Below are 20,631 nucleotides of genomic sequence, written 5' to 3' on the forward strand. Positions count from 1 at the left end.
GCTTCGGGCACCCTCCCTTAAGGTGTTGCCCTGCATGGTTGCCGCTGAGTTCACCATGCGAGTGGCCAAAGTGCCGAACGCCGCCTTCATCGCCGAAGCCTTCGTCCGCCGCGCCGCCAGCCGGCCGGTCGCCAGCGGCTGCCGCCTGATCGACGAGGATGGCGCGGCCCGCATCGACTTCGACATGGCCGGCGGCTCGGTCCTGCTGGGCCACGCCCACCCGCGCGTCGAGGCCGCCGTCGCCGCCGGCAAGGCCACCGGAAAAGACGCATCTTCCGCTCTCTCCGCCCTGTTGCCGCCCCGCCCGGCTGTCGCCCTCTGCGCCGAGGAGGGCCAGGCCCTTCCCGCCGCCGTCGCCGCCGCCCGCAGGATCACCGGCTGCAAGCGCGTCGCCGTCTGGGACCCGCGGAGTGGCGTCTGCAACGGCGAGACCGATCTGGCCGCCGTGCTGGTCGACCCGCTCGGCATGACCCCCGGCCAGCTGCGCCTGGCCCGCAAGGCGGCGACCGCCGTCGGCGCCCTGCTGATCTTTGACGAAGGCTCCAGCGGCTTCCGCGTCCACGCCCAGGGCGTGCAGGGCCTCAGCAACGTCCGCCCCGACTTTTCGGTGTTCGGGGCCGGCATCGCCAACGGCCGGCCGATCGGCGCCGTAACCGGGTCTGAAGACCTGATCGGCGCCATCGATCCCGAAGACCTGCCCGCCCCGCGCGGCGACAGCCTGGCCGCCGCCACGGCGACGCTGGAGACTCTGGGCGCCGCCCCGGTCGCGCCGCACCTGCAGGTGATGGGCGCGGAAATCCAGACCGAGGTCGAGAGCCTGATCAAGCGGGCCGGCGCCGCCCGGGTCTTCACCCTGGCCGGCGATCCGACCCTGCCCACCCCGCTGTTCGCCGCCCCGATCCTCGAAGGGCTGTGGATGCGCGAGATGACCAGCCGCGGGCTGATCGTCGTCGGCCCCCATGCCCTCAGCGCCGCCCACGCGCAGGTCGAGGTGGCCGCCCTGGTCGATGCCTACGCCGCCGTGCTGCCGGCCATGATGGCCCGCAACCTGGCGGAAATCTTCTCCCGGCCCCGGCCGGTCTACGACCCCCTCTATTCCAGTGCTCCGTATTCGGTCGCTCCAGAAGGACGCGCATGAGTTTCCCCCTGACCAAGCTTGGCCTTTCCGCCGCCCAGTTCGGGCTCGGCGGGAGCCATGGCCCCCGCTCGCGTCCGCCCGAGGTGGAAGCGCGCGACATCCTGAACATCGCCGCGCGCGGTCAGCTGTCGGTGCTCGACGCCTCGGGCGTCTATGGCCGCGCCGAACAGATTCTCGGCGACCTGATCCCGCGTCCGTCGTCCTTCCGGCTGACCCTCAACAGCGTCCGCGCCGACCGAGGTCCCGACTTCGTCGAGCAGGAGGCCCGCGCCTCCCTGCGCCGCATGGCCGTCGAGCGAGCCGACGCCATCGTCGTGCCGAGCGTCGGTGAGCTGTTCGGTCCGCACGGCATGGCCCTGTGGGACCGGCTGCAGGCGCTTAAAAGCCAGGGCCTCTTTGCCCGCATCGGCATCTCCGTGCACGCCTCGGACGATCCGTGCGGCGTCGCCAGGCGCTTCAAGCCGGACCTGGTCCAGGCCCCCGCCTCTCTGCTCGACCAGCGCCTTCTCGCCGACGGCTCGCTGGCCCGCATCGCCGGCATGGGCATCGAGGTGCAGCTGCGTTCGGTGTTCCTCAACGGCCTCCTCTTCCTCCCCCCGGACCGGGTGCCGGCCACCCTCAAGGGCGCCGCCGGGCGTCTGTCGCGCGTGCGCCGGATGATCGCCGAGGGCCGCAGCGATCCGTTGCAGGCGGCGCTGGGCTTTGCCCTGTCGCGCCCCGAGGCCACCGCCGTTCTGGTCAGTCCGACCACCGCCGCCGAGCTGTCGGCCATCATCGCCGCCGCCGCCAGCCCACCCCCTGACCTCGATTGGGACGAGATGGCGCTCGACGACCCGGTCGCCCTCGATTCCGGGAGCAGCTGGGCCGCCGCCTGAAGGCGCGAAAAGAAGCCCGGCGCACCGCTCAGAAGGAGCAAACGCCCCATGATCCTCGCCATTCTCCAGGCCCGCATGGCCAGCCAGCGGCTGCCCGGCAAGGCCCTGGCCAGCCTGGCCGGCCAGCCGATGATCCTGCGCCAGATCGAGCGCCTGCGGGCCGCCCGCACCCTGTCGCGCGTCGTCGTCGCCACCAGCGTCGAGACCACGGACGATCCGTTGGCCGCCTTCCTGGTGTCCAGGGGCCAGGCCGTCTATCGCGGCGCGCCGGTCGACCTGCTTGGCCGCTTCGCCCGTTGCGCCGACAGCATCGGCGGCGTCAGCCATGTGGTGCGGATCAAGGGCGACGCGCCCTTCGTCGATCCGGCCATCGTCGACAAGGCCGTCCGCATCGCGCTGGACAGCGGCGCCGACTATGTCGCCAACCGGGGCTGGTTCGGCTTCCCCAAGGGCATGGAGGTCGAGGTGATGACCGCCCCGGCCCTGATCGCCGCCGCCGAGGCGCCGCGTGATCCCGAGGCCCGCACCTCGCCGACCGCCTTCCTGCGGGCCGACCCGGTGCGCTGGCGCCACGCCAACTTCGCCGCGCCGCGCGACCTGTCGACCCTCGACTGGCGGGTGAAGACCCATGCGGACATGACCTTCGCGCGCGGGGTCTATGCCGCCCTGCACAGCGCCGACCCGGCGTTCGCCATGCGCGACGTGCTCGACCTGACCGGCGGGCGGCAGGACCTGGCGAAGTATGCGGCCTGAAGGCTGTCCCGAAACGTAGTGAGCCCGCCAACGGGGGGGGAGTTGGCGGGCTCTTGGAAACCGCCCTGGGTTTCGGGGGGGCGTAATCGGGCGGCTTCGATGAGTAAACACCGGTCGACCAATAGCGTTCCGTACCCAGGACGCCTTTCAGGCGAAAATCAGTTCCGGAAGCGGATGCCGAGGTAGGCCGCGCGGCCGGTTTCGCCGTAGCCGAGGCTCTCCTGGTAGTCCTCGTCGGCCAGGTTCTCGATCCGGGCGGTGAAGGTCAGCCTGTCGTTCAGCTTCCAGCCGCCGGTCAGGTCGGCGGTGACGAAGCCGTCGCGGGTTTCCGTCGAGAAGGTCGAGGGATTGCTGTCGACCTGCTCGCCCTCGGCCCGCACCGTCAGCTGGGTGTCGAAGCGGTCGTTGCTCCAGCCCAGGCTGACCGAGCCGGAATGCTCCGGAACCCGCAGCAGGCGCGCGCCGGTCACCGCGTTGACCGCGTCGGTGTAGGCGTAGCCGGCCTTGACGGTGAACGGGCCGAACTCTGCGTCGAAGGCGGCGGTGACGCCGGTCGTTTCAGTGCGGTCGATGTTCACGTAGCGGCCGACGCCGTAGGAAATCTGGTCCTCGACCTCCAGCCGGTAGCCGGTGACCTGGGCGAACAGCCGGTCGTCGGACGAGCGCCAGCTGGCCCCCAGGTCCCAGCCGTCGGCCTTCTCGGGCTTGAGACCCAGCGACGGGCCGGCCGGGAAGCAGAAGTCACAGACCACCTGGCTGATGGTCGGGACCTTGTAGCCCTGGCCCCAGCTGGCCTGCAGGGTGAAGCCGGCGCCGACCTGATAGGCGGCGGACAGGCGAGCGGTGGTCTCGCTGTCGAAATCGTCCGGGTCGTCGTAGCGCAGGGCGCCGGTCAGGGTCAGGGGGTCGATCGGACGCCAGCGGACAACGCCGAACAGCGAGGTGGCGCCGAGGTCGGCGGTGTCGCCGGTGCTGACGCTGGCCTCGGTTTCATCACGCTCCAGCCCGGCCACGAAGGCAAACGCGTCAGCGGCGCCGCCACGGGCGACCGTGTAGCGGACGGCGGTGCGGTCGGCCTCGTAGGACGAGGAAAAGGCCGAGATGTTGTCGCGCTGCAGAGTGTAGCCGCTGACCGTCAGGCTGTGGTCGAGGCCGGCGACGTCGTCGGCCCGCAGGCGGGCAAAACCGCTCCAGCTTTCCGATTCCGAGCGGTCGGTGGTGTCGCCGAAGGCGAAGAAGGCGTTGTAGCCGTCGATATCGGCGTCGAGCCGGCTGAAGCGGACGCGGCCGTCGAGGGTGACCTTGTCGCCGATCGAGGCGCGGCCGCCGGCGTTGGCGGACCAGCTTTCGAAGCCGTCGTCTTCCGTGCCGTTGGCGGCCTTGGAAACGCCGTCGCTGCGGTAGCCGGAGAGCGAACCGCCCACGGCAAACCGGTCATTGGCGATGCCCGCCGCCGCCGAGCCGCGCACGGTGGAATAGGTCCCGCCCTCCAGGCCCAGGCGCAGGCCGTTCAACTCGCGCGAGGTCAGGCTGACCACGCCGCCGATGGCGTCGCTGCCCCAGAGCGAGCCCTGCGGCCCCTGCAGGATCTCGATGCGCTCGACATCGGCCAGGTCGAGGCCGGCGAAGTCGTAGCCGCCATTGGGACTGGAGGCGTCGTTCTGGACGACGCCGTCGATCAGCACGAGGGTCTTGTCACCGGCCGCGCCTCGAATGCGGACGGTGGTGACGCCGCCAAAGGCGCCGTTGCGGCTGAGCGACAGGCCGGGGACGTCGCCGAGGATATCGGCGGCGAAGACAGCCTGGCGACGGTCGATGTCATCGGCGGTGATGACGGTGAGTCCGAGCACCGTTTGCGGTTCGGTCGGCAGGCGGGTGATGATGACGGCGTCGACATCGCCCTCGTCGACTTCAGCCGCATAGGCGGCGGACGACAGCAGGGCCAGGGTGCTGGCGGCGGCAAGCAGGGTGGTGAAACGCATGGCGCGTTCTCCTCTTCAAAGGAGCCCGCGCGGCGCCGCGTGGCGGGGTCAGGTCAAGCGACAAACGTCGGCGCGCCGGCCGACGGTCGCTTCAACGGGAGCCCCCGCGCCGACAGCCTGGACCCGGGCCACGGACGAACGACGACGGCGGCAGGTCTCCTGGCTTGCGGGTCATCAGGTTCGCATCGTCGCCTTCCCGGTTTCCCAGTGGCGCCCTCCTTCCGTGGAAGGAGAGACCGATGCGGCCCTCGCCGCTGACAGTTGCGGGCACAGCGGGGGATTCACACCCCCTTCCCTCTTGGCCCCCGGTTGGGGGACCGCCTGACGCGCTAGATGCTGCAATGCGGCAGGGATGGCAAGGGCGCGGATTTGCCCGTACCGTGGCGCCAGTTCGAGGGGGAGTTCTGCATGCGTCTGTCCGTCATCGCCGCCAGCGTCGTCCTGACCATGGCGTTCGCCGGCCTGAGCCAGGCGGCCGACAGCCGACCGCCGCCGCGCAACATCAAGCCCTATCCGGACGACTTGAAGGAGTCTTTCGTCGTCGGCTGCACCGGGGGCAGCCTGACCAGGGCGGCCTGCGAGTGTGTGATGCGGCTTCTGGAGCCGGAATGGACAGAGGAGGAAGTGACGGCCCTCAACGATAAGCTGGTGGCCGAGCCGGATTCCGAGATGCCGCCGCTGATTATCGAAATCGCCTTGGCCTGCGTCGCCGATCCGAGCCGCAAGACCCTGAAGTGACCTTCAGTACCAGCCGGCCGCCCGCAGGGCGCCGGCGTAGGCTCTGGAGACCGGCGCTTCGGCCCCGTCCTTGAGCGACAGGGTGGCGCGGCCGTCGCCGCGTTTGGCCCCCGTCACCGCCCCCTTGGCCACCCACCAGCTTCGGTGGGTGCGGGCCCCCTCGATGCCTTCCAGCTCGGCGACGGCGTCCGACAGCCGCATCAGGATCAGGTCCTGGCCCTTGCTGGTGTGGAGCCGCAGGTAATGGTCCTCGGCTTCGACGGCGTAGAGCTCGGCCCCCCGCAGCTTCATCGGCAGGCGATCCAGGAACCGGGGCGGGGCGGCGTCGGCCCCGGCCGCGTGCGTCTCTTCCGGCTTCTTCTGGATCAGGTAGTTGAGCGCCGTCATGGCCACGGTGACGACCAGGACCGGCACGATGAACTGCGGCAGGCGCGAAACCGGCAGGCCGCAGCGGCAGAAGAACAGGGTGGTGGCGAGCCAGACCAGCACGGTCAGTGGCGGGGTCAGCAGCACCACGATCAGGACGCCTTGCACCCAGGGCCGCTCTTCCAGCAGCCCAAAGCGATCGGTGAAGATCGAAATGCCGACCCCGGTCAGCGAACCGGCCAGCATCATCAGCGTCCAGTAGATCAGCCGTGTGAGCAGGCTGCTGCCACCGGTCTCAAAGGCCCCGGTCAGGGCCAGGAACAGGCCGGCCAGCACGGCCAGGCCGACACCGCGTGCATGACGGTTGGCAACAAGCGTGGTCATCCACGAAGCGTGAACGGCGGCCGCTGTCCGTTCGCGAACCGGCGGCGTCGGCCCACGGCTTTGCGGCTGCGGGCTCATCGGACGGTCGGCAGGGTGTGGGTCATCGCCATCCACCCAAAGGAGTTCAGGATGTTCACACGATCGACCAAAGTCGTTCTCGCCGCCTGTCTGTTCACTGCCATCGCGGTTGTGAACGCGCCCCACGCCGATGCGCAAGAGGCCGGCGAGGTCAGTGTCACCTTTTCCGGTATCGCCGCCCCCAAGGGCGCCCTGTTCGTCGGCCTCTATGACAGCGAAGCGGCCTTCGCCGGCGGCGAGCCGGTCGGCGGCTGGCGCCTGGCGGTCAGCGGCGACAGCGTCACCAAGTCGATCAAGGGCCTCAAGCCCGGCCGCTACGCCATCAAGGTGTTCCACGACATCGACGGCGACGGCCGCATGAACACCAACCCCTTCGGCATCCCCACCGAGCCCTATGCCGCCTCCAACAACGCGCCCTCGACCATGGGTCCGCCGAAGTGGGCCGATGCGGCGTTCGAGGTCGGCGCCGATGGCGCGGCCCAGACCATCGTCATTGACTGAGGCTCACATGGACCGCCGCGCCTTCCTCACCGCCCTAGCGGGCGCCAGCCTAGCCGCCATCACCCCGGAGGCGGTGCTGGCCGCCTCGGCCGCCGCCAACCCTGACTGGGCCCTGGCGGTGGGGGACATCGAGAGCGATCTCGCACCCCGGGGGCTGCGGCTGATCCATGGCCGGACCCCCAAAGGGCTGACCGGGACCCTCTATCGCAACGGGCCGGCCAAGTTCAGGCGAGGGGCTGGGGCGCCGGCCCACTGGTTCGACGGCGACGGCCTGGTGCGGGCCTTCCGCATCCGGGACGGCAAGGTGAGCCTGGCCGGGAAGTTCGTCGACACCTTCAAGCGACGGCAGGACCAGGCCTTTGGAGCCTTGGTCGGTCCGGGCTTCGCGGCTGTCGCGGCGCCGGGCGCGACGGTGCGCAGCGCCGACGACAGCAACGCCGCCAACACCGCCCTGCTGCCCATCGGCGGCGAGCTGCTGGCTCTGTGGGAACCGGGCTCGCCGATCGCAATGGATCTCGAGACCCTGGCGACCAAAGGTCCCAAGACCTACGCACCGGACCTGGCCCACATGCCCTTCCTGGCCCATCCGCGCATCGAGCCGAACGGGCGGGTGTGGAACCTGGGCGTCGCCGGCCGCAAGGCCCTGGTCTGGACCCTCAAGGCGGACGGGTCGCTGGAGAAGACCGGCATGCTCGACCTGCCGCGCGCCAGCTACATCCACGACTTCACGGCCACGGCCCGGTCGCTGGTCATCGTCCTGCAGCCCTGGATCCAGGACAAACGGGTGCTGCCCTTCGCCGACAGCATGAGCTGGCGGCCGGAGCTGGGGACGCAGGTGCTGGTGGTCGACAAGGACGACTTCTCCAAACGCCGCCTCTACGACCTGCCGGCCTTCTTCGCCTTCCATCTGGGCGATGCCTGGGAAGACCGCGACGGCAGCATCCGGTTCGACGCCTGCACCGAGGCCGACGCCAGCTTCGCGGCGCGGGGCGGATCGCAGATCACGGCGCTGAAGATGCCCGACACGCAGGTGACCCGCCTGTCCTTCATCACCCTGGACGCCGATGGCGCGGGCCACATCGAGACCACCGCCCTGCCGGCCGAGTTCCCGAAGACCGACCCCCGCTTCGCCGGCCACGGCCGAATGAAGACGGTGGTCAACACCGTCAGCGGCGGTCCGGCCAAGCCCTTCCTGCAGGGGATCGCGGTCAGCGACTGGAAGACCGGCCGGGCCGATGTCTTCGACTTCGGACCGGGCCATTGCGCCGAGGAGCACCTGTTCGTACCCCGCCCCGGATCGAGCCGCGAGCTGGACGGCTGGCTGGTCGGGACCACGCTGAACCTCAAGGCCCGGGCGACCGAACTGCATGTGTTCGAGGCGTCGCGGGTGTCGGACGGGCCGCTGTGCAGCTGGCGGGCGGATGTCCCGTTGCCGGTGGGGTTCCATGGGTGCTGGGTCTGACGGGGGCTTGCCACACCCTTGCCTTGGGCTCCCGGCGCGGCCTATCGATGTTTTCCATGACCGCGACACGGGGCAGGCCACGCAAGGACGGGCGGGGGCGGCCGGCGAAATCTTCCGGCAGCGACATGCGCCAGGCCATCCTGGACGCCGCCGAAGGCCTGTTCGCGCGGCACGGCTTCTATGGCGTCACCACCCGCCAGGTGGCCACCGAGGCCGGCGTCGATACCGCCCTGATCCACTACTACTTCGGGGCCAAGCGCGAACTGTTCGACGCCGTCTTCCTGCGCCGGGCCGAGATCCTCAACAGCGACCGCAAGGCTTCGATGGACGCCTATGAGGCGGCCAATCCCGGGACCATGACGCCGCTGGGGGTGATCACCGCCTTCATCGAACCCCTGATCGAGCGGTCGCTGACCGGCGGGGCGGGCTGGAAGAACTACTTCGCCCTCGTCGCCCAGGTGAACAACACCCCGGCCTGGGGCGGCGAGACCATGCACCGGTTCTTCGATCCGGTGGTCCACCAACTGGTCGATACCCTCAAGCGGGCGGCGCCGCAGGCCGAGCTGGCCGACCTCTACTGGGGCTATCAGTTCCTGACCGGCTCCATGACCCTGGCCCTGTCGGAGACCGGGCGCATCGACCAGCTGTCGGAGGGCCTTTGCCACTCCAACGACCTGGAGGCGATCCGCAAGCGGCTCTACCGCTACTGCGCGGCGGGATTCGGGGCGCTGATCACCCCGGAATGACGAACGACGGCGAATAGCCGAAGGCCTTGTCGCAGCGCATCGAGAGCTCGATGACCACGCCGGTCCCCTGGGCGACATCGTCGATGCGGTCCTTGCGCAGCATCTGGCGGAAGTTGTCTTCCACGACCCTGGCGGCGGCCTCGGTTGCGACGGCGCCGCCCAGCAACCGGGTTCGACGGTCGGCCCAGTTGATGGTCAGCAGATTTGTTCCATTGCCGAAGCCAGGCCGCCAGGCGACCTGGGCCTGCGCCTCATGGGCCAGGGCGCCGTAGGCCCCGACGCAGTTGACCTTGCTGGCCTCCCAGACCTGGGCGGAAGCCGGCGCGGCGATAAGGCAGGCGGCGACGGCGAAGACGGCGGGGGCGAGGCGCATGGCGATCCTTTGCTGAGCTTGGCCTCAACCTAAGCCCTGGGTCCGCACCGCTCGCCCTCCGGTTGGGGGGGTGTTGTTCGAACCTCGCGCCCGGCCCGCCCCAACTGTGGCGCCAATTCACCATGTGGTGAAAAAAGGCCGGCGAAGGCCAGCCCGCCGTTGCGCGCGAAGCCGTCCTGACTCAAGGTCGGCAATAATTCGCGTTTCGGTGAATTTCTCGTAATCAACAACGTCCGCCAACGGACCACAGGACCAAGATCGAAGGTCCGAAGCCGACGCTCCCAGGGAGGGCGACTATGAAGACCATGTGGAAAGCCATGCTGCTGGCCGGAGCGGCCTGGAGCGCTGCGAGCGCCGGCGCCTACGCCCAGACCGTTCCGACCGAAGGGACCGACGTCGAGGAAGTCGTCGTCACGGCCCGCCGCACCAGTGAAAATCTGCAGGAAGTCCCGGCCGCGGTCTCCGCCTTCAGCGAACAGGCCCTCGATCGCATCCAGGCCAACGACACCACCGGCCTGCAGGGCGCCGTTCCGAACCTGAACATCGTCCAGGGCCGCGGCTCGTCCAACTCGACCAACATCTACATCCGCGGCGTCGGCCAGCCCGACGCCCTGCAGACCTTCGACCCGGCGGTCGGCCTGTATGTGGACGACGTCTATTACAGCCGGATCCGCGGCACCAATCTGGACCTGCTCGACCTGGAACGGGTCGAGGTCCTGCGCGGTCCGCAAGGCACGCTGTACGGCAAGAACACCATCGGCGGCGCCCTGAAGTTCGTCACCCGCAAGCCCGGCGACGAGTTCCGCGCCAGCGCCCAGGCCGCCGTCGGCAGCTACAATCAGTTCGAACTGAACGGCAATGTTTCGGGCCCGGTGGTCGCCGACCAGCTGTCGCTGGGTCTTTCGGCCCTGGTCTCCAAGCGGGACGGCTATGTCCACGACCCCGTTCTGAACCGCCAGTACAACGACAAGAACACCTGGGGTGTCCGCGGCGCCCTGGCCTGGACCCCAACCGACGCCGTGCGCGTCGATGTCAACGTCGACTACAACAAGGACGACGCGGCCCTGAACGTGGGCAAGCCGCTCAACAACCTGACCACCCTGTTCGGCGGTCCGCTGCTGACCGTGCCGACCGACGGCCCCTACGACTTCCAGGCGCGCACTACACCCGGCTTGCCCAACTCCACCAAGCTGGAGCATTGGGGTACCTCGGCCCAGGTGCAGTGGGACATCAATGACGTCCTGACCTTCAAGTCGATCACCGCCTATCGCGAGCTGAAGACCGACGACTACATCGACATCGACGCCACCCAGCTTGAAGTCGGCGACGTCTTCGTCGGCGTCGACCAGGACCAGACCAGCCAGGAGTTCCAACTGGCCTACGAGGGCGGCCCGGTCACAGTGGTCGGCGGCCTGTTCTACATGGTCGAGAACATCACCTCGCACCAGGAAGCCTACGCCGACAACCTGGTTGGCCCGGTGCTGGCCAACCCGACCTTCCTGCGTACCGTCGACGATGACCTGGAGACCAAGAGCTGGGCCGCCTACGTCAACGCCAGCTGGGATGTCACCGACGCCCTCAGCCTGTCGGCCGGCCTGCGCTATACCGAGGAAGAGAAGACCTACAGCCGCTCGACCTCGACCTTCTCGAGCAGCCCTCTGCTGACGGCCAACCCGGCCTTCGCCTTCAGCGGGCTGAACGAGACCTGGGACGACCTCTCGCCGATGGTCTCGGTCGACTACAAGCTGGCTGACAACGTGCTGCTCTATGCGCGCTATGCCGTCGGCTTCAAGTCGGGCGGCTTCAACGGCCGGGCCAACAACCCCGGCGAACAGGCGCCCTACGATCCGGAACAGATGAACAGCTGGGAAGCCGGCCTGAAGTCGCGCTTCTGGGACAACAAGATCCTGTTCAACGTCACCGTCTTCACTAACGACTACCAGGACTTCCAGGCCCGGGTGTCGGGCACGGTGACCGATCCGGGCACCGGCCTGCCGAGCCCCGAGCTTACGGTCATCAACGCCGGCTCGCTGAAGCTCAGCGGCGCCGAGCTGGAAGCTAGCGTCCGGCCGATCGACGGCCTGCTGCTGGACGCCCAGGTCGGCTACCTGACGGCCGAATACGATGGCTTCAAGGACGTCCGCTTCACGACCACCGGCGGCAACCGCGACTTCCAGGATCCGGCTTTCGCCCCCAGGTGGACCGTGCGCTACGGCGCCCAATACAGCTGGAACCTCGGCGGCGCCGGCGATCTGACCCTCGGCGGTCAGGCCCGCTTCCGCAGCGAACATGCCCTGGCGGTCGACAACACCCTGACCAACAGCCGCACCCGCATCAACGGCCTGTTCCAGGATGACTACTGGCTGTTCGACGCCCGCGTCGTCTGGACCGACGCCAACGGCAAGATCAACGTCGGTCTCTACGGCCAGAACATCGGTGATGAGACCTACAAGACCGACGGCCAGGAGTTCAGCTCGGTTGGCAGCATCCGCACCGTCTACTACGGCGCGCCGAGCACCGTGACCCTGCGGGTCGGCTACAAGTTCTAGCCGCTTCCTGAAGGGACTGACGCGAAGGGCGGCCGGGAAACCGGTCGCCCTTTTCGTATTTTGAGACCCGTTTTTCCGGAGACCACGATGCGTGAGACCAGCCCGGCGGAGACCTCCTCCGCCTATCGCTACTACGTGCTGGCGATCCTGATCGTCGTCTATGCTCTGAACTTCGTTGACCGCCAGATCCTCGCCATCCTGGCGGGCCCCATCAAGGCCGAGTTCGGTCTGTCCGACGGGCAGTTCGGGATGATGAGCGGGCTGTCCTTCGCCATCGTCTACTCCACCCTGGCCATTCCCATCGCCTGGCTGGCCGACCGCAAGAGCCGGGTATGGATCATGACCGGAGCCCTGACCGTATGGAGCGGCTTCACCGCCCTGTGCGGTCTGGCCAGCGGATTCTGGCAGTTGTTCGCCTTCCGCACCGGCGTCGGCGTCGGTGAGGCCGGCGGGGCCGCACCCGGCTACAGCCTGATCAGCGACTACTTTCCCAAGCACCAGCGCGGCCGGGCCCTGGCGGCCTTTTCGTTCGGCATCCCGATCGGCACCGCCGCCGGCATCCTGTTCGGGGGCCTGATCGCGGCGCTGATCGACTGGCGCCTGGCCTTCATCATCGTCGGTCTGGCCGGCGTCGCCCTCGCGCCGATCTTCCTGCTGACCGTCAGGGAGCCCCGCCGCGGTGGCATGGACCTTGTCGAAGGCGCCGCCGTGATCGAACCGCCGCCCGCGCCGCCGTTCGGCCAGGTGTTGAGGACCCTGCTGGTCAAGCCCAGCTTCTGGCTGCTGGCTTTCGGCGCCGCCTGCGCCTCGGTCAATGGTTACGGGGTAGCCCTGTGGCTGCCGTCCTTCTTCATGCGCAGCCTGGACATGACCCTGATCGAGACCAGCTGGTTCTACAGCGGCATCGCCTTCTTCGGCGGGGTGATGGGCATCTGGCTGGGCGGGCTGATCGCCGACAAGCTGGGGGCCAAGTCGCGCGGCGCCTATCCGCTGGTCCCGGCCATCGCCTTCCTGATCGCCATGCCGCTGTCGTTTGCGGCGATGAACAGCGACAGCCGGCTGGCCGTCTTCTTCCTGTTCCTGATTCCCACCGGCCTGAACCTGGCCTGGCTCGGTCCGGTGCTGGCCTCGGTGCAGCACCTGGTGCCATCGACCATGCGGGCGACGGCCTCGGCCCTGTTCCTGCTGATCAACAATCTGGTCGGGATCGCGCTCGGGACCTGGTACTTCGGGGCCGTGTCGGACGTGCTCAAGCCGCACTTCGGCGCGGAAAGCCTGCGCTACGCCATCTACACCGGCTTCGGCTTCTATCTGCTCAGCGTCCTGCTGCTGCTGGTCGCCAGCCGCACCCTGAAGAAAGACTGGGTGGAGTAGGGGGCCGAACCGCCCCCCTTTCCGCGAACGTAAAGCATCGACAACCCCGCGAGGCCGTCTCGCGGGGTTTGTCTTTTCGCATCGATTTGCGTGGGTTGCCTGCCCTAACGTGCGGCGCCTATAAGGCCCCCGTCTGCGACCGCGCCCGGTCCCCCACCGCACAAGGCGAGCCCTTTCCAGCGATGAACATTCACGAATATCAGGCCAAGGCCGTCCTCGCCGAGTTCGGCGCTCCCGTGTCCAAGGGCTTCCCGGCCATGACGCCCGACGAAGCCGCCAGCGCCGCCGAGCGGCTGCCCGGTCCGCTGTACGTCGTGAAAAGCCAGATTCACGCCGGCGGACGCGGCAAGGGCCGCTTCGAGGGCCTGGGCCCCGACAGCAAGGGCGGCGTCCGCCTGGCCAAGTCGGTCGAGGAAGTCCGCCTGCACGCCGAGGAGATGCTCGGCCGGGTGCTGGTGACCCATCAGACGGGTCCCAAGGGCAAGCAGGTCAACCGCCTCTACATCGAGGACGGCTCGGACATTGAAAAGGAATTCTACCTTTCGCTGCTGGTCGATCGTGAGACCAGCCGAGTCAGCGTCGTCGCCTCGACCGAGGGCGGCATGAACATCGAGGAAGTCGCCCACGACACCCCCGAGAAGATCCACACCTTCAGCATCGACCCGGCCACCGGCGTCATGGCCCACCATGGCCGCAGCCTGGCCAAGACCCTGGGTCTGACCGGCGGTCTCGCCAAGGAAGCCGGCGTCATCCTCGGCCAGCTCTATGCCGCCTTCGTCGGCAAGGACATGGAGATGCTGGAGATCAACCCGCTGATCATCACCACCGACCAGCACCTCAAGGTGCTGGACGCCAAGATCAGCTTCGACGGCAACGCCCTGTTCCGCCACGCCGACATCGTCGCCCTGCGCGACGAAACGGAAGAGGACGAGAAGGAAATCGAGGCCAGCAAGTACGACCTCAGCTACATCGCCCTCGACGGTGAGATCGGCTGCATGGTCAACGGCGCGGGCCTGGCCATGGCGACCATGGACATCATCAAGCTGTACGGCGCAGAGCCGGCCAACTTCCTCGATGTCGGCGGCGGCGCCAGCAAGGAGAAGGTCACCGCAGCCTTCAAGATCATCACCGCCGACCCGAACGTCAAAGGCATCCTGGTCAACATCTTCGGCGGCATCATGCGCTGCGACATCATCGCCGAGGGCGTCATCGCCGCGGTCAAGGAAGTCGGGCTGCAGGTTCCGCTGGTGGTCCGCCTGGAAGGCACCAACGTCGAGCTCGGCAAGCAGATCATCCGCGAGAGCGGGCTGAACGTCATCGCCGCCAACGACCTGTCGGACGGCGCCGAGAAGATCGTCAAGGCGGTGCGCGGCTAGGAGCCGCGCCCTTCGCCTTCACCTCAAGAATTCAAGGCTAGAGAGCCCTCATGTCCATTCTGATCGACAAGAACACCAAGGTCATCTGCCAGGGGATCACCGGCAGCCAGGGGACCTTCCACACCGAACAGGCCATCGCCTACGGCACCCAGATGGTCGGCGGCGTCACCCCCGGCAAGGGCGGAACCACCCACGTCGGCGTGCCGGTGTTCGACACCGTCGCCGAGGCCAAGGACCGCACCGGCGCCGACGCCTCGGTGATCTACGTCCCGCCGCCCTTCGCGGCTGACAGCATCTGCGAAGCCATCGATGCCGAGATCCCCCTGATCGTCTGCATCACCGAAGGTATCCCGGTGGCCGACATGGTCCGCGTCAAGCGCAGCCTGTCGGGCAGCAAGTCGCGCCTGATCGGCCCCAACTGCCCCGGCGTCCTGACCCCCAACCAGTGCAAGATTGGCATCATGCCGGGCGGCATCTTCTCGGAAGGAAGCGTCGGCGTCGTCTCCCGGTCGGGCACCCTGACCTATGAGGCGGTGTTCCAGACCACCAACGTCGGCCTCGGCCAGACCTCGGCGGTCGGCATCGGCGGCGACCCCGTCAAGGGCACCGAATTCATCGACATCCTCGAGATGTACCTGGCCGACGAGGCGACCAAGTCGATCATCATGATCGGCGAAATCGGCGGCAGCGCCGAAGAGGACGCCGCCCAGTTCATCGCCGATGAGCGCAAGAAGGGCCGCTGGAAGCCCATGGTCGGCTTCATCGCCGGCGTCACCGCCCCTCCCGGCCGCCGCATGGGCCACGCCGGCGCCATCATCTCGGGCGGCAAGGGCGGCGCGGGTGACAAGACCGCCGCCATGGAAGCGGCCGGCATCCGCGTCTCGCCCTCGCCGGCGCGGCTGGGTGAAACCCTGATGGAAGTGCTGAAGGGCTGATCCCCGTGATGGCGCGCGCGGCGCTGGCCGTTCTTCTGCTGGCCGCCGCGCCCACCGTCGCTTCCGCCCAGGTCAGTTGGGCGCGAACGACCGTCAAACAGGCGGTCGCCGCCTGCTCCCAGGGCTACGCCGGCGTCGAGCCCGTGCTGGCCGCCGCCCGGGCGAGCGGTTGGCCCGAGTTCGAGGTCGAGGCTCCGCGCGGGGTCAACGAGTACAGCACGATCAGGCACAATCCCGGCAAGACCGGGCCGGCCTTCTACTCCCTGCAGGCCATGATCCGCGACGAGAACGACCTCGGCCTCAAATCGCGCCACATGGTCTGCGTCTTCGGCGCCTCCCTGGGCGACGGCAAGGATTTCGTCGAGGAACTGGCCGTCCTCTATCCGGGCTACGCCGGCGGCGAGTGGTGGGGCCTCCGCCGGGCCGACGGCAAGATCGAGGCCATTGATCTGGTCCCGTTCCTGGTTGAGGTCCGGCGCGGCAACCGCATTCTTCAGCCCGGCGAACGGATCATCCACGTTCAGGTCCAGGACGCCGAACCCGGCCCGGGCGATGTGCCTTTCGGCTCCGTCCGCTTCTACGAACTGCTGCCCTGAGGCGCCTGGGCGGCCAACGGTCGCTCAAACCTCGAAAAAACCCAACAAATCCGCGCGGTTTATCTCCCCATTCACGGGTGAGGAGCCTATATGAGGCCCCATTCGAAAGGCCGTTCCCCAGGAGCGGCGCAAACTGGCGCGAGTGCAATGGCCGACGACGCAGGCATCATCAATCAGATCCTGACCGAAACTTCGTTCCTTTACGGCGGCAACGCCGACTACGTCGAAGACCTGCACGCCCGCTGGGCCGAGAACCCGGCCTCCGTCGACAGCTCCTGGCAGGCGTTTTTCGCGACCCTGACCGACCAGGCCCAGACCATCAAGGCAGGCGCCGCCCAACCGGCCTGGACGCCCAACCGTCCGGACGCCCCGCGCCCCGAATGGCTGTCGGCCCTGGACGGCCAGTGGCCGGCGGTCGAAGCCAAGCTCGGCAAGGCCATCGAGGTGAAATCCCCTGGCGCCAGCGCCGAGGCCATCCGCGCCGCCACCACCGACAGCCTGCGCGCCATCATGATGATCCGCGCCTACCGCATGCGCGGCCACCTGAAGGCCAATCTCGACCCCCTGGGCATCGCCATCACCCCCGGCGACGCCAGCGAACTGGAGCCGAGCAACTACGGCTTCACCGACGCCGACCTCGACCGTCCGATCTTCCTGGACTTCGTGCTGGGGCTTGAGACCGCGACGCTTCGCGAGATTCTCGAGATCGTCCGCCGGACCTACTGCGGCAACGTCGGCGTCCAGTACATGCACATCTCCAACCCGGCCGAGAAGGGCTGGTTGCAGGAGCGCATCGAAGGGCGCGACAAGGAGATCAACTTCTCCAAGGAGGGCAAGGTCGCCATCCTCAAGAAGCTGATCGAGGCCGAGGGTTTCGAACGCTTCCTGCACAAGCGCTTCCCCGGCACCAAGCGCTTCGGCCTGGACGGCGGCGAGGCCTGCATCCCGGCCCTGGAACAGATCATCAAGCGCGGCGGCGCCCTGGGCGTGAAGGACATCGTTCTCGGCATGCCGCACCGCGGCCGCCTCAACGTCCTGGCCGCCGTGATGGGCAAGCCCTACCACGTCATCTTCCACGAGTTCCAAGGGGGCACGAGCCTGCCCTCGGACGTCGAGGGCAGCGGCGATGTGAAGTACCACATGGGCGCCAGCTCGGACCGGTCCTTCGACGGCAACAACGTCCACCTGTCGCTGACCGCCAACCCGTCCCACCTGGAAATCGTCAACCCGGTGGTGCTGGGCAAGGCCCGCGCCAAGCAGGCCTTCACCCTGCGAGAGACGCCGGACGCCGGCCGCACCCATGTCCTGCCGCTGCTGCTGCACGGCGACGCGGCCTTCGCCGGCCAGGGCGTTGTGGCGGAGTGTTTCGCCCTGTCAGGCCTGAAGGGCTACCGCACCGGCGGCACCGTCCACTTCATCGTCAACAACCAGATCGGTTTCACGACCGCGCCGCACTACAGCCGCACCAGCCCCTATCCGTCGGACGTGGCGCTGATGGTCGAAGCGCCCATCCTGCACGTCAACGGCGATGACCCTGAAGCGGTCGTCTACGCCGCCAAGGTGGCCACCGAGTACCGCCAGCAGTTCGGCAAGGACGTGGTCATCGACATGTTCTGCTACCGGCGCTTTGGTCACAACGAGGGCGACGACCCGACGATGACCCAGCCGCTGATGTACGCGCGCATCAAGGGTCATCCCTCGACCCGCGAGCTCTACTCGACCCGGCTGATCAACGAGGGCGTGGCCACCCAGGCCGACGTCGACGCCTGGATCAAGGAGTTCGACGACTTCCTCGACGCCGAGTTCGAGGCCGGCAAGACCTACAAGGCCGACAAGGCCGACTGGCTGGACGGAAAATGGGCCGGCCTGACCCTGCCCGGCGACGAAGAGCGCAAGGGCAAGACCGGCGTCTCCCTGCAGAAGCTCAAGGATCTCGGCCAGAAGATCACCACCGCCCCGGCCCATGTCGACGTCCACAAGACCGTCAAGCGCATGGTCGAGAACCGCCGCGCCGCCATCGACGCCGGCGAGGGTATCGACTGGGCCCTGGCCGAGCACCTGGCCTTCGCCACCCTTCTCGACGAGGGCTATCCGGTCCGACTGTCGGGCCAGGACAGCGTGCGCGGCACCTTCACCCAGCGCCACTCCGACCTGATCGATCAGACCACGGAAGAACACTACACCCCGCTGAACAACCTGCGCCCCGGCCAGGCCCACTACGAGGTGATCGACAGCCTGCTGTCGGAAGAGGCGGTGCTCGGCTTCGAGTACGGCTTCAGCCTCGCCGACCCCAACACCCTGACCCTGTGGGAAGCCCAGTTCGGCGACTTCGTGAACGGCGCCCAGGTGGTCATCGACCAGTTCATCTCCAGCGGCGAGCGCAAATGGCTGCGGATGAGCGGCCTCGTCATGCTGCTGCCCCACGGCTACGAGGGCCAGGGCCCCGAACACAGTTCGGCCCGCCTTGAGCGCTTCCTGCAGTCCTGCGCCGAGGACAACATGCAGATCGTCAACTGCTCGACCCCGGCCAACTACTTCCACGCCCTGCGCCGCCAGATGCACCGCGAGTTCCGCAAGCCGCTGATCGTCATGAGCCCAAAGAGCCTGCTGCGCCACAAGAAGGCGGTGTCGAACCTCGAGGACATGGGTCCGAACGGCAGCTTCCACCGGGTCATGGTCGACGGGGCCGAGGCCGGCTGCGACGTCGGCGGGGTCACCCTCAAGCCTGACGACAAGATCACCCGCGTCATCGCCTGCTCGGGCAAGGTCTACTTCGACCTGGTCGAAGCGCGTGCGAAAGCCGGGCGCGACGACGTCTACATCATGCGTATCGAGCAGTTTTACCCCTGGCCGATGAAGTCGGTGATGCAGCTGCTGCAGCGCTTCCCCAACGCCGAGCTGATGTGGGTTCAGGAAGAGCCCAAGAACATGGGCGGCTGGACCTTCGTTGATCCCTGGCTCGAGCTGACCCTCGAGCGCATGAAGATCAAGGCCAAGCGGGCCCGCTATGTCGGCCGCCCGGCCAGCGCCTCCACCGCCGCCGGCATGATGAGCCGGCACATGCGTGAACTCGAAGCGTTCCTCAACGACGCCTTTGCCTAACCGATAGCCGACCCTCCCCCGGCGCGAACGAACAGACAGACGAGTAAGGATCTATGGCCGACATCATGACCCCCGCCCTGGGTGAATCCGTCAGCGAAGCGACGGTCGCCAGCTGGAAGAAGAAGCCGGGCGAGGCGGTGAAGAAGGACGAGATCATCGTCGAGCTGGAAACCGACAAGGTCAGCCTGGAAGTCGCCAGCCCGGCCGACGGCGTGCTGGAAAGCATCGCCGCCAACGACGGCGACACGGTCGTCCCCGGCGCCCTGCTCGGCGTCGTCAGCGCTGGTGGCGCGGCTGCCGCTCCGAAGGCCGAAGCGGCTGCTCCGGCCCCCAAGGCCGAAGCGCCCAAGCCCGCGCCGGCTCCGGCTCCGGCCCCCGCGCCGGCCGCCCCTGTCGCCGCGAAGGCCGACGACAAGCCGCTGGCTCCCAGCGTGCAGCGCATCGTCAGCGAGACCGGCCTGAACCCGGCCAGCGTCGCCGGAACCGGCAAGGACGGCCGCATCACCAAGGGCGACGCCCTGGCCGCGCTCGACGCCCGCGCCGCCGCCCCGGCCGCGCCCGCCGCCCCGGCTCCGGCCCGCGCCATCCATGAGCGCGAAGAGCGGGTGAAGATGACCCGCCTGCGCCAGACCATCGCCCGCCGGCTGAAGGAGGCGCAGAACAACGCCGCCATGCTGACCACCTTCAACGAGGTGGACATGAGCGCGGTCATGGCCCTGCGCAATCAGTACAAGGACACCTTCGAGAAGACCCACGGCGTGAAGCTCGGCTTCATGAGCTTCTTCGTCCGCGCCTGTGTCGCGGCCCTGAAGGCCATTCCGGACGTCAACGCCGAGATCGACGGCCAGGACCTGATCTACAAGAACCACTACGACATCGGCGTCGCCGTCGGCACCGACAAGGGCCTGGTGGTTCCGGTCGTGCGTGACGCCGACGCCATGGGCCTGGCCGACATCGAAAAGGCCATCGGGGCGCTGGGCAAGAAGGCCCGCGACGGCCAGCTGTCGATCGACGACATGCAGGGCGGCACCTTCACCATCTCCAACGGCGGGGTCTACGGCTCGCTGATGTCGACGCCGATCCTCAACGCCCCGCAGTCGGGCATCCTGGGCATGCACAAGATCCAGGAGCGGCCGATGGTCGTGAACGGCCAGATCGTCATCCGCCCGATGATGTACCTGGCCCTGTCGTACGACCACCGCGTCGTCGACGGCCAGGGCGCCGTGACCTTCCTGGTGAAGGTCAAGGAAGCGATCGAAGACCCGCAGCGCCTGCTGCTGGACGTCTGATCAAACGCCCGGCA

The 20,631-nt window shown here is 68.1% G+C and carries 17 protein-coding genes and 1 riboswitch; of the genes, 14 read left to right on the plus strand and 3 right to left on the minus strand.

Features of this window, described 5'->3' with window-relative positions; all coding sequences use genetic code 11:
• Nucleotides 1-55: 55 nt before the first annotated feature.
• Genes AC2YG9_RS06125 through AC2YG9_RS06135 form a run of 3 tightly spaced genes read left to right on the plus strand, consistent with a single transcriptional unit; the run spans nt 56 to nt 2,766 of the window.
• Nucleotides 56-1,138, plus strand: a complete 1,083-nt coding sequence (locus AC2YG9_RS06125) for a hypothetical protein (protein ID WP_487297061.1) — start codon at nt 56-58, stop codon at nt 1,136-1,138.
• A complete protein-coding gene (locus AC2YG9_RS06130) occupies nt 1,135-2,013 on the plus strand; it encodes a bifunctional regulator KidO (protein WP_487297062.1) in 879 nt (292 codons plus the stop codon). The genes AC2YG9_RS06125 and AC2YG9_RS06130 overlap by 4 nt, the downstream gene beginning before the upstream one ends.
• Before the next feature lie 48 nt (nt 2,014-2,061).
• On the plus strand, nt 2,062-2,766 hold the full coding sequence (locus AC2YG9_RS06135) for a glycosyltransferase family protein (RefSeq protein ID WP_487297063.1): 705 nt from the start codon (nt 2,062-2,064) through the stop codon (nt 2,764-2,766).
• Nucleotides 2,767-2,924: 158 nt separating this feature from the next.
• Here the strand turns inward: AC2YG9_RS06135 and AC2YG9_RS06140 are convergent, their stop codons facing one another.
• On the minus strand, nt 2,925-4,748 hold the full coding sequence (locus AC2YG9_RS06140; RefSeq protein ID WP_487297064.1) for a TonB-dependent receptor plug domain-containing protein: 1,824 nt from the start codon (nt 4,746-4,748) through the stop codon (nt 2,925-2,927).
• 132 nt (nt 4,749-4,880) lie between these two features.
• Nucleotides 4,881-5,085: riboswitch (cobalamin riboswitch) on the minus strand.
• A gap of 71 nt (nt 5,086-5,156) precedes the next feature.
• Here AC2YG9_RS06140 and AC2YG9_RS06145 point away from each other — a divergent pair.
• Nucleotides 5,157-5,486 (plus strand): hypothetical protein, encoded by a 330-nt coding sequence (locus AC2YG9_RS06145; RefSeq protein WP_487297065.1) that lies wholly within the window; start codon nt 5,157-5,159, stop codon nt 5,484-5,486.
• A 3-nt stretch (nt 5,487-5,489) separates the two neighbouring features.
• On the opposite strand, the gene AC2YG9_RS06150 is transcribed toward AC2YG9_RS06145, so the two are convergent.
• Nucleotides 5,490-6,236 carry a LytTR family DNA-binding domain-containing protein gene (locus AC2YG9_RS06150; protein ID WP_487297066.1) on the minus strand — a complete coding sequence of 249 codons (747 nt, stop codon included), beginning with the start codon at nt 6,234-6,236 and terminating at the stop codon, nt 5,490-5,492.
• 129 nt (nt 6,237-6,365) lie between these two features.
• On the opposite strand from AC2YG9_RS06150, the gene AC2YG9_RS06155 reads away from it, so the two are divergent.
• Genes AC2YG9_RS06155 through AC2YG9_RS06165 form a run of 3 tightly spaced genes read left to right on the plus strand, consistent with a single transcriptional unit; the run spans nt 6,366 to nt 9,023 of the window.
• Nucleotides 6,366-6,815, plus strand: a complete 450-nt coding sequence (locus tag AC2YG9_RS06155) for a DUF2141 domain-containing protein (protein WP_487297067.1) — start codon at nt 6,366-6,368, stop codon at nt 6,813-6,815.
• Between the two features lie 7 nt (nt 6,816-6,822).
• Nucleotides 6,823-8,277 carry a carotenoid oxygenase family protein gene (locus AC2YG9_RS06160; protein ID WP_487297068.1) on the plus strand — a complete coding sequence of 485 codons (1,455 nt, stop codon included), beginning with the start codon at nt 6,823-6,825 and terminating at the stop codon, nt 8,275-8,277.
• Nucleotides 8,278-8,333: 56 nt separating this feature from the next.
• Nucleotides 8,334-9,023, plus strand: a complete 690-nt coding sequence (locus tag AC2YG9_RS06165; RefSeq protein ID WP_487297069.1) for a TetR/AcrR family transcriptional regulator — start codon at nt 8,334-8,336, stop codon at nt 9,021-9,023.
• Here the strand turns inward: AC2YG9_RS06165 and AC2YG9_RS06170 are convergent.
• Complete coding sequence (locus tag AC2YG9_RS06170; RefSeq protein ID WP_487297070.1) at nt 9,010-9,396, minus strand: hypothetical protein; 387 nt, start codon at nt 9,394-9,396, stop codon at nt 9,010-9,012. The two genes, AC2YG9_RS06165 and AC2YG9_RS06170, sit on opposite strands and share 14 nt — an antisense overlap.
• 296 nt (nt 9,397-9,692) lie before the next feature.
• Here AC2YG9_RS06170 and AC2YG9_RS06175 point away from each other — a divergent pair, with 296 nt between their 5' ends.
• The 7 genes from AC2YG9_RS06175 (at nt 9,693) to odhB (ending at nt 20,617) form a co-directional block, all read left to right on the plus strand.
• Nucleotides 9,693-11,945 (plus strand): TonB-dependent receptor, encoded by a 2,253-nt coding sequence (locus AC2YG9_RS06175; protein WP_487297071.1) that lies wholly within the window; start codon nt 9,693-9,695, stop codon nt 11,943-11,945.
• Nucleotides 11,946-12,032: 87 nt separating this feature from the next.
• The gene (locus AC2YG9_RS06180; RefSeq protein WP_487297072.1) at nt 12,033-13,319 is read left to right on the plus strand and encodes a spinster family MFS transporter; all 1,287 of its coding nucleotides are present in this window, start codon (nt 12,033-12,035) and stop codon (nt 13,317-13,319) included.
• Between the two features lie 182 nt (nt 13,320-13,501).
• Entirely contained in the window at nt 13,502-14,695 is a 1,194-nt protein-coding gene (gene sucC / locus AC2YG9_RS06185; RefSeq protein WP_487297073.1) for an ADP-forming succinate--CoA ligase subunit beta, read from the plus strand.
• A 50-nt stretch (nt 14,696-14,745) separates the two neighbouring features.
• Nucleotides 14,746-15,630: a succinate--CoA ligase subunit alpha gene (gene sucD / locus AC2YG9_RS06190; protein WP_487297074.1), complete on the plus strand. Its 885-nt coding sequence runs from the start codon at nt 14,746-14,748 to the stop codon at nt 15,628-15,630.
• Nucleotides 15,631-15,638: 8 nt separating this feature from the next.
• Nucleotides 15,639-16,226, plus strand: coding sequence for a hypothetical protein (locus AC2YG9_RS06195; RefSeq protein ID WP_487297075.1), 588 nt, complete (start codon nt 15,639-15,641; stop codon nt 16,224-16,226).
• Nucleotides 16,227-16,373: 147 nt separating this feature from the next.
• Entirely contained in the window at nt 16,374-19,328 is a 2,955-nt protein-coding gene (locus tag AC2YG9_RS06200) for a 2-oxoglutarate dehydrogenase E1 component (RefSeq protein WP_487297076.1), read from the plus strand.
• Between the two features lie 53 nt (nt 19,329-19,381).
• Nucleotides 19,382-20,617, plus strand: coding sequence for a 2-oxoglutarate dehydrogenase complex dihydrolipoyllysine-residue succinyltransferase (gene odhB / locus AC2YG9_RS06205; RefSeq protein ID WP_487297077.1), 1,236 nt, complete (start codon nt 19,382-19,384; stop codon nt 20,615-20,617).
• Nucleotides 20,618-20,631 lie beyond the last annotated feature (14 nt).

The sequence above is a fragment of the Caulobacter sp. SRI_014 genome (genome assembly GCF_057586315.1).